The 8,039-nt window shown below is 65.0% G+C and carries 7 protein-coding genes and 1 pseudogene; 4 read left to right on the top strand and 4 right to left on the bottom strand.

The window, feature by feature from the left end; all coding sequences use genetic code 11:
* From EN738_RS26340 to EN738_RS26330, 3 genes are all read right to left on the bottom strand, one after another.
* Positions 1–354, bottom strand: a 354-nt coding sequence (locus EN738_RS26340) for a methyltransferase (protein WP_127286253.1), incomplete at its 3' end; no start/stop codon positions are given.
* 682 nt (positions 355–1,036) lie between these two features.
* On the bottom strand, positions 1,037–3,088 hold the full coding sequence (locus EN738_RS26335) for an elongation factor G (protein ID WP_127286252.1): 2,052 nt from the start codon (positions 3,086–3,088) through the stop codon (positions 1,037–1,039).
* A 219-nt stretch (positions 3,089–3,307) separates the two neighbouring features.
* Positions 3,308–4,168, bottom strand: a complete 861-nt coding sequence (locus tag EN738_RS26330) for an alpha/beta hydrolase (RefSeq protein ID WP_127286251.1) — start codon at positions 4,166–4,168, stop codon at positions 3,308–3,310.
* Positions 4,169–4,312: 144 nt separating this feature from the next.
* Between EN738_RS26330 and EN738_RS26325 the strand changes: the two genes are divergently transcribed.
* A complete protein-coding gene (locus EN738_RS26325; protein ID WP_245494697.1) occupies positions 4,313–4,867 on the top strand; it encodes an isoprenylcysteine carboxylmethyltransferase family protein in 555 nt (184 codons plus the stop codon).
* 134 nt (positions 4,868–5,001) lie between these two features.
* The gene (locus tag EN738_RS26320; RefSeq protein ID WP_127286250.1) at positions 5,002–5,397 is read left to right on the top strand and encodes a cupin domain-containing protein; all 396 of its coding nucleotides are present in this window, start codon (positions 5,002–5,004) and stop codon (positions 5,395–5,397) included.
* A gap of 139 nt (positions 5,398–5,536) precedes the next feature.
* Here the strand turns inward: EN738_RS26320 and EN738_RS26315 are convergent, their stop codons facing one another.
* Entirely contained in the window at positions 5,537–6,739 is a 1,203-nt protein-coding gene (locus tag EN738_RS26315) for a pyridoxal phosphate-dependent aminotransferase (protein ID WP_127286249.1), read from the bottom strand.
* A gap of 213 nt (positions 6,740–6,952) precedes the next feature.
* Here EN738_RS26315 and EN738_RS26310 point away from each other — a divergent pair, with 213 nt between their 5' ends.
* Both EN738_RS26310 and EN738_RS26305 read left to right on the top strand, forming a co-directional pair.
* Entirely contained in the window at positions 6,953–7,852 is a 900-nt protein-coding gene (locus tag EN738_RS26310) for an EAL domain-containing protein (protein WP_127286248.1), read from the top strand.
* A pseudogene (locus EN738_RS26305) lies at positions 7,849–8,039 on the top strand (EAL domain-containing protein); the annotation flags it as partial. The gene EN738_RS26310 and the pseudogene EN738_RS26305, both read left to right, overlap by 4 nt.

Below are 8,039 nucleotides of genomic sequence, written 5' to 3'. Positions count from 1 at the left end.
GTAGACGACGAGCGCCCAGCTCGAGAACAACAGCGCCTGGCCGAGGATGATCGACAGCACAGCGACGTACATCGGGTTGCGCACATGGCGGTAGATACCGCCGACGACCAGCCGTTCGGTCGGGGCCACCGGGGCCGGCGTGCCACGGCCCTCGAGCGCGAAGCGGGCGAAGGCGTGCAGCAGCATGGCTGCCGCTCCCACAACCAGCACCCAGCCGACAGGGGCGAAGCCAGACACCGTCGACAGCGGCAGCCGGTAGCGGTCCGTCAGCAGAAGCGGCGCCAGCCCGGCGACGACGCCGGGCGCCACGACCAGGAACAGCGCGCTGCCGGCGATTGCCGAAAATCTGCGCATCAGCCACCCTTGCCGTAAAAATGGACTTGGGCTGCTCGAATCCACATCATTCGGCGGCGTTCGCATTTTCCCAATTGAATCGACCCCGATGCAGACCTCGGCAATGATTTCGACCCTGTAGCGTGCTGGATTCCGTCGATTTTTCTGGTCCTATCGAGCCTTGGAATAGGTTGGACCACAGCCTCCGTCTTTTTGCATGCGTGTGTTGCAAAATAGATGCTTGTTTCTTGGGCATGATGAGCACATATATAGATCATCTCCTGGGCGCGTTCTCCTCCCATTAGCGCCCTCGAGTGTTCCCCTCTGGAGGTTAGCCTTAACAGGCACTTCCAATCAAACTCAGCCGGATCTTTACTGATCCGGCTTTTTTGTTGCCCGCTGGGCAATGAGGGCGCGGAAAATCGATCGGCAATGCCACGTAACAGTGACATGTAACCTCTGGTAACATGGCGCAGACACACGCTATCGACTAAGCAGACCATAGGACGCGGTTTGGTCGGTTCGGGAGATGGGGGCATCACTCGGACGGACCGGGCTCAGGCGGCTACCGCGTCCGAACCTTTCTTCCGTCGGCTACAGGGCGGACACATGCGGCGGACCTGCCGTTTGCCTCCCAGGAAGACGGTCCGCGATAAACGGCGTCCGGATCATCCGGGCGCCGTTTTCGCATTGGCGGATCGGCTCAGGCAGCCTTGCCGTTGGCGTTCATCGCCTCGTCCGCCAGCCGGCCGGTCAGCTCGGCCATGTGGTCGAAGGCGGCCCGGTAGCTGGCGACGCCGGCCGTCGCCGAGCGCAGCTCGATGATCAGGTCGCCGATCTCCGCCTGCGGCATGGTCGCCTCGACCACATCCCATCCCGGCCAGTCGGGCCGCGCGTCATAACCGAGGATCTGGCCGCGCCGCTGCGGGATCAGGGCGATGATCCTCGACGTCGCGTCCGACGGCGTGACGATCTCGACCTTCATCACCGGCTCAAGCAACACCGGCGAGCAGGCAGCCATGCCTTCCTTCATCGCCAGCTTGGCCGCCATCTGGAAGGCCATGTCGGAGGAATCGACGGCATGGTAGGACCCGTCCGAGAGATTGACCGCGACATCGACCACGGGGAAGCCGAGCGGGCCGGATTTCAGATAGTCGCGTATGCCGGTCTCCACGGACTGGATGTAGGTCTTCGGCACCACGCCGCCGGTGATGGTGTCGGTGAACTGGAAGCCGGAGCCGCGCGGCAGCGGCTTGATCTCGACCACCACGTCGCCGAACTGGCCGTGGCCGCCGGACTGCTTCTTGTGGCGACCGCGCTGCTGCGCCGATTTGCGGATCGTTTCGCGGTAAGGCACGGCGGGGTTGTGACCCTCTACCGGGATCTGGTTCTTGCCCTCGAGCCGCTCGCGCACGACCCGCAGGTGCATCTCACCATGCCCCGACAGCACGGTTTCGGCGGAGTCCTGGTTGTGGCGCAGGCTGAGCGAGGGATCCTCCTCGGCAAGGCGCTGGATGGCGGCCGACATCTTGACCTCGTCCTTGCGCTCCTTCGGCCGCAGCGCGAAGGCGAACACCGGCTGCGGCGGCTCCAGCGTGACCAGCGGACTGATGCCGCCCTTGGCGGAGCTCAGCGTCTGGCCGGTCTTGACAATGTCGAGCTTGCCGAGCGCGACGGTGTCGCCGGCCTTGGCGGAGGCGAGCTTCAGCTGGTCCTTGCCAAGCATCTTGTAGATGCCGGAGACCTTGGCGGCTTCGCCGTTCGACAGGTAAAGCTCGGCCGCGTCGGCGAGCTGTCCGGAGAGCACGCGCGATACCGACAGCTTGCCGCCATGCGCGGTGTGGATGGTCTTCATCACCTGGACGACGGTCTGGTTGCCGTCGGGCGCGCCAAGGCGCTTGCGGGTCGCCTCGATGTCGGGCGCGTCATGGCGTATCGCCTTCAGGAGGCGCAGCACGCCATTGCCCTTCTCGGCGGTGCCGATCAGCACCGGCGTCACCGCGCCGGCGCGAAGATCGGCGGCAAGGTCGTCGAAGATCGCATCCTTCGGCGGTTCGATCTCCTCGAGCAGCTGCTCCATCAACTGGTCGTCGTGGTCGGCGAGCGTCTCCAGCATGGAGAAGCGGGCCTCCAGCTCGCGAGCCTTGTCGTCACCCGGTATGTCGGCGACCTGGCTCTCGGCATACTCGCGGTAGATGTAGGCACGCTCCAGCGCGAGATCGATCGAGCCGATGACGACACCGTCCTTGCGCAGCGGAATCTGGCGCAGCAGCAACGGCACCGAACTTGCCGGCTGCAGCATCTTCAGCGTGTCGCGCACGCCGGCGACCGCCTTGTCGACCTTGTTCAGGAACAGGATGCGCGGCACGCCGAGATCGTCGAGCTTGCGCATGATGAGCTGAAGCGCGGGGATCTTCTTCTCGTCGGCTTCGGCAACGACGACAGCGGCATCGCAGGCGGCGAGCACCGGTTCGGCCTCGAAGGCGAACTCGATAGAGCCGGGACAATCGACGAAGGTGAGCTGCTCGCCCATGAATTCCGTGGTCGCGAAGGTCGCCTCGACGCTCATGGCGTGGGCGCGGGCCTCGGCTGAATGATCGGAAACGGTGCTGCCTGATGAAACGGGATTCTGGCGGGGGATGGCGCCCGTGCGGGCCAGTATTGCTTCGAGAAGTGTCGTCTTACCGCTTGCGAAGGGACCGACTATGGCAATGCATTTCGGTCCCGTGCGTCGTCCTCCGGCGCGAGTACCCATGGCTGACCTCCACTCAGGCGTTTCCCTGGGAGCGGCGGCCGGCCTGTTCGGCCGTCGCGGGCGGGGCTTCTTTTCAATCGCCACCTGCCCAAGGGCATCGTCCCACGGGTTTGCGGGGAGGGCAAGGAAAATAGGAAATTCGCCGGCTTTGCGTCGTCAGGCGCTCAGGGCCAGCGCCATGCCAGCGGCTGCAAGGAGTCGTTACCCTACACGGTGGCGTCAGCCGGCCCGGCGCTGGGCCGGCAGGGCAGTATCAGCCTCCCGCGCCGCAACCGTTTCGGCAAAGCGCGACAGCATCGGATTGAACAGATCCGGTCGCTCCCAGAAGGGTGCGTGTCCGGCGCCCGGGACGACGTGGCATTGCTCCCAGAGCGAACCATGGTCCAGCGTGTCGAAGTAGTTGAGCCGGATGAAGGGGTCGTTCTCGCCATTGACGATCGCCACCGGAAAGGCGGCCTGCTCGACGACCTGCTTCTGGTCGGCGCCCTTGCCGGCCATCATCGAGCGCGTCACCACGGCGCGCAGCCGGCCATCCGTGCGCAGGATGGCTTCGCGGAACGACGGGTCGGCGCTGTCGCCGAAGCACAGTGTTTCGAAGCGTTCGGCATCGCGTTCGGAATAGAGCTTCTTCGAAGCCAGCAGCATGTCCCAGTTGGCGTGGAAGCCGCGCAGCATGCCGAAGAAGCCTTTCGACACCGGTGGCGCGCCGGTCAGCATCAGTCCGTGGACGGCCGGATGGAAGCTTGCCAGCTCGATCGCGACATGGCCGCCGAGCGACCAGCCGTAGACAATGGCGCGGTCGATGCCCAGATCGTCGAGGAGGTGGCCGGCGGCGCGCGCCAGGCCGGTGAGGGTGTAGTCCGCCATCGGGTCGGCGGCGTCCGACGACTGGCCATGACCCGGGAGATCGAAAGCGACCAGCCGGTGGGCATCGGCGAGCGGGCTGTCGAACTGGCGGGCGAAGACGGCGCGCGAGGCGCCGGAACCATGGATCATCACGATGGGCATGCCGGGGCCTGCCGACTCGCTGACGCGCAAATCGGCCTGCGGGGTGCGGATCGTGCGCTCGGCGACGGCCATGATGCATTGAACCTCAGGATTGCGTGACGTCCAGCATCGCATGCCCTGGGTCTACACGGGCTTTAGGTTTCTGGTTAAGAAAGGATTAATCCGCGGCGACCGGTTATAGTGCCTGCGAATCTTCGGCGCGGGCGTGGAATTTTGATGATGGAACGTGGGCTCGACCTTCTAGTCTCGATCATCGGCATCGCCACGGTCGGCCAATATCTGTGGTCGATGCGCGCCCATTTCCAATCGTCGGCCATGTCCTCGGGTGCGAAGATAATCTCGGTCGTCGTGGCCGCGACAGCGCTGTTTTTCCTGGCGATCATCTGGATCCTGCCGCAGCCGCCACTGGCCAAGATCGTCGGGCTGGCGATCCAGCTGGTGAGCTCCGCGCTGTTCTGGTGGGCGATTTCGAGGTCGCGCAAGGCGCGGCTGCGCTTTGTCTTCGACGCCGACAATCCGCATGGCCTGGTGACCGACGGACCGTTCTCCTACATCCGCCACCCGTTCTACACCTCCTACATCATCTTCTGGGCCGGTTGGGGTATCGCGACCTGGTCGATCTGGGCGGTGGTGCCCGTTGCCGGGATCTTCGTGCTCTACCTGATCGCGGCGCTGGACGAAGAGAAGAAATTTTCGCGCACCGATCTGGCCGGTGCCTATGAGGCCCATCGAAAGCAAGCGGGCCTGTTCTGGCCGCGGCTGCGATGGTGACATGTTTCGCCGCGTCGGGCCGCCCGGGAAGCGGTTGCGCCGTGAGCGGCATCGGCGGAAACTGCCGCCACGATGGCGGGCCGTAGCGCGACGGTTGCCGCCACGGATATGACATCAGTTCGAGGATCGAGACGATGAAGATCATTGCCTGCGGCAGCGTGCCGACCATCATGGCGCCGGAGAAATATTTCACCGGCCGGGTGCTGCAAACCCCGATCATCGAAAAGGAAGCGCCGGCGCGGCTAAGGGCAACCCTGGTCAGCTTCGAGCCGGGCGCGCGCACCAACTGGCACACGCATCCGCTTGGCCAGACGCTCTATGTCACTTCGGGCGCCGGCCGTGCCCAGACCTGGGGCGGGCCGATCCAGGAGATCAGGGCCGGCGACGTCATCTCGTTCGCGCCCGGCGAAAAGCATTGGCATGGCGCCGGCGCGAATACGGCGATGACGCATATCGCCATGCAGGAAGCGCTCGACGGTGTCCATGCCGACTGGCTGGAGAAGGTCAGCGACGAGCAGTATGGCGGCTAGAGCGTTTGTCTTTGCGCAATTCCGGACGAAAGGCTACGGCGAAGTCGCCGAGCCTGCCGCTACGCACTTTTCCTGGAATTGCTCGGCGACCCAAGAAAAACCCGGCCTGGAGCCGGGTTTTCTTTTGGCAGCGACCTGATCAGGTGAGGGAGGCGGTGAAGCGCTGGATGCGCGTGCAGGCCTCTTCCAGAAGCGTCTCCGAGGTGGCGTAGGAGATGCGGAAGTTCGGGCCAAGGCCGAAGGCCGAGCCGAACACAACCGCCACGCCTTCGGCCTCGAGAAGTTCCGAGCAGAAGGTCTCGTCGCTGTCGATCACCTTGCCGGCTTTCGTCTTCCTGCCGATCAGCCCGGCGCAGGACGGGTAGACGTAGAAAGCGCCTTCCGGCGAGGGGCAGGAGATGCCGCGCGCCTGGTTGAGCATCGAGACGACCAGGTCGCGCCTGCCCTGGAAGATCGCCTTGTTCTTGGCAATGAAGTCCTGCGGGCCGTTCAGCGCCTCGACGGAAGCCCATTGCGCGATGGTGCAGGCGCCGGAGGTCTGCTGGCCCTGGATCATGTCCATGGCCTTGATCAGCGGCACGGGGCCGGCGGCGTAGCCGATGCGCCAGCCGGTCATGGCATAGGCCTTCGAGACGCCGTTCATGGTCAGCGTGCGCTCGTAGAGCTTCGGCTCGACCTCGGCGATGGTCCTGAAGACGAAATCGCCATAGGTGAGGTGCTCATACATGTCGTCGGTCAGCGTCCAGACATGCGGGTGCTTGAGCAGCACGTCGGCCAGCGCCCGAAGCTCGGCTTCCGTGTAGGCGGCGCCGGACGGGTTGGACGGCGAGTTCATCAAGAGCCATTTGGTGCGCGGCGTGATCGCCCTTTCCAGTACCGCCGGCGTCAGCTTGAAGCCGTTGTCGATCGAGGTGTCGGCAAACACCGAGCTGCCGCCGCAGATCGCCACCATCTCGGGATAGCTCACCCAGTAGGGGCGCGGGATGATCACCTCGTCGCCGGGGTTCAGCGTTGCCATGAAGGCGTTGAACAGGATCTGCTTGCCGCCGGTGCCGACGATGGTCTGCTCGGGCCGGTAGTCGAGATTGTTCTCGCGCTTGAATTTTTTCGCGATCGCCTCGCGCAGCGGCGCGATGCCGGACACGGGCGGATACTTGGTTTCGCCACGGCGGATCGCGTCGATCGCCGCGTTCTTGATGTTGTCGGGCGTATCGAAGTCCGGCTCGCCGGCGCCGAGGCCGATGATGTCCCGGCCGGCGTTTTTCAGCTCGCGCGCTTTCTGCGTCACCGCGATGGTCGCGGAAGGCTTCACGCGGGAAAGGGCGTCGGCAAGAAAGGCCATGACCTGATATCTCCAAGGGGCGTCGCGGCCAGGAGCGGCCGCGGCGCCTCTCTTGTCGCAACATCCGGCCAAGCGCAAGCGCTGTCGCATGAGCCAGGGGTCAAGCCGCCGTGCCGGCATCGCCTCGGCAACAATAAATTCATCAACGGCCGCTAAAACCCCTGATGGCAGGATAGCAAGCCAATTCCGCCAGTCTTGCGGAGCGAGGAACCCTTGTCGCGTAGTATCGGGCTCGCCCACATCATCCGTCATGATGACGGCACCGCAAGCGGTGTCTGGGGCGTCCATACGCTGCAGAGCGCCTTCCAGCCGATCTTCGCCTTCAACGAAGGCAAGCTGTCGATCGTCGCGTTCGAGGGGCTGATCAGGCCGTTTCGCGACGGCGAGCCGCAGTCACCGATGACCTTTTTCAACACCTGCCCGGCGGGCGACCGCCTGCATATCGAGGCGCTGACGCGCACGCTGCACCTGCTCAACGCCGGCGTCTGCCTGCCGGAGGAAGCATCGATCTTCGTCAATTTCGATCCCTCGGTGTTCACCGACCGCGGCGTCGCCGACAAGGCGCTGCGCGACATGCGGCTGGTGCTGCACGAGGCCGGCATCGACCCGCGCCGCATGGTGTGCGAAGTCACCGAGCAGAAGTCGGCATCGCAGGAGGCGCTCTACAGCTTCGTCGAGGCGCTGAGGGCCAACGGCTTCCGCATCGCGGTCGACGACTACGGCGCCGACGAATCCGACATCAACCGGATCAAGGAGCTCAAGCCCGACATCGTCAAGTTCGACGCGCACTGGATCACGCAGCTGATGGAGTCCGGCGCCGGCTTTGCCCTCTTGACCACCATGGTGAGGAGCTTCGAGCAGCAAGGCATCCGCACCGTGTTCGAAGGCCTCGAGGAGGGCTGGCAGCTCGAGCTCGCCGAGAAATCGGGAGCCTCGATGGTGCAGGGCTTCGTGCTGGCGCGGCCGGAACTGGCGCCGACCAGTTTTCGCGTCTTTGGCAAGGGTGCCCCGCCGCCCGCGGCGGCGACGGGCGCCGGTGTGGCGCCGGCCGGTCCGGGCACGGCACCGGCAGCGCGCGGGGCGCGGGTATTCGGGCGCAGGACCGCATCGTGAGCGTATGGCCGGACAGGCGGCGCAATGCCGCCGAGGCGATCTTTGCCGACGAGATCGGCATCGAATACGGCGTCTATGGCGAGTTCCGGCTGAAGAGCGCCTATCAGCCGATCTTCGCGCCACGCGGCCGCTCGCTGGCGCCGGTCGCCGTCGAAGCGCTGATCGAGGCGCAGCGGGACGCGAGGCC

The organism is Mesorhizobium sp. M4B.F.Ca.ET.017.02.2.1, assembly GCF_003998955.1.
In the GTDB taxonomy this organism is placed as follows: Bacteria; Pseudomonadota; Alphaproteobacteria; order Rhizobiales; family Rhizobiaceae; genus Mesorhizobium; species Mesorhizobium abyssinicae.
The sequence above is the reverse complement of the archived record's forward strand: the minus strand, read 5'-3'. Positions and strand labels throughout refer to the sequence as shown.

Coding starts and splice junctions, on each gene's coding strand:
- EN738_RS26315 (WP_127286249.1), bottom strand. CDS start 6,739: ATGGCCTTTCTTGCCGACGCCCTTTCCCGCGTGAAGCCTTCCGCGACC.
- EN738_RS26330 (WP_127286251.1), bottom strand. CDS start 4,168: ATGGCCGTCGCCGAGCGCACGATCCGCACCCCGCAGGCCGATTTGCGC.
- EN738_RS26325 (WP_245494697.1), top strand. CDS start 4,313: ATGATGGAACGTGGGCTCGACCTTCTAGTCTCGATCATCGGCATCGCC.
- EN738_RS26320 (WP_127286250.1), top strand. CDS start 5,002: ATGAAGATCATTGCCTGCGGCAGCGTGCCGACCATCATGGCGCCGGAG.
- EN738_RS26335 (WP_127286252.1), bottom strand. CDS start 3,088: ATGGGTACTCGCGCCGGAGGACGACGCACGGGACCGAAATGCATTGCC.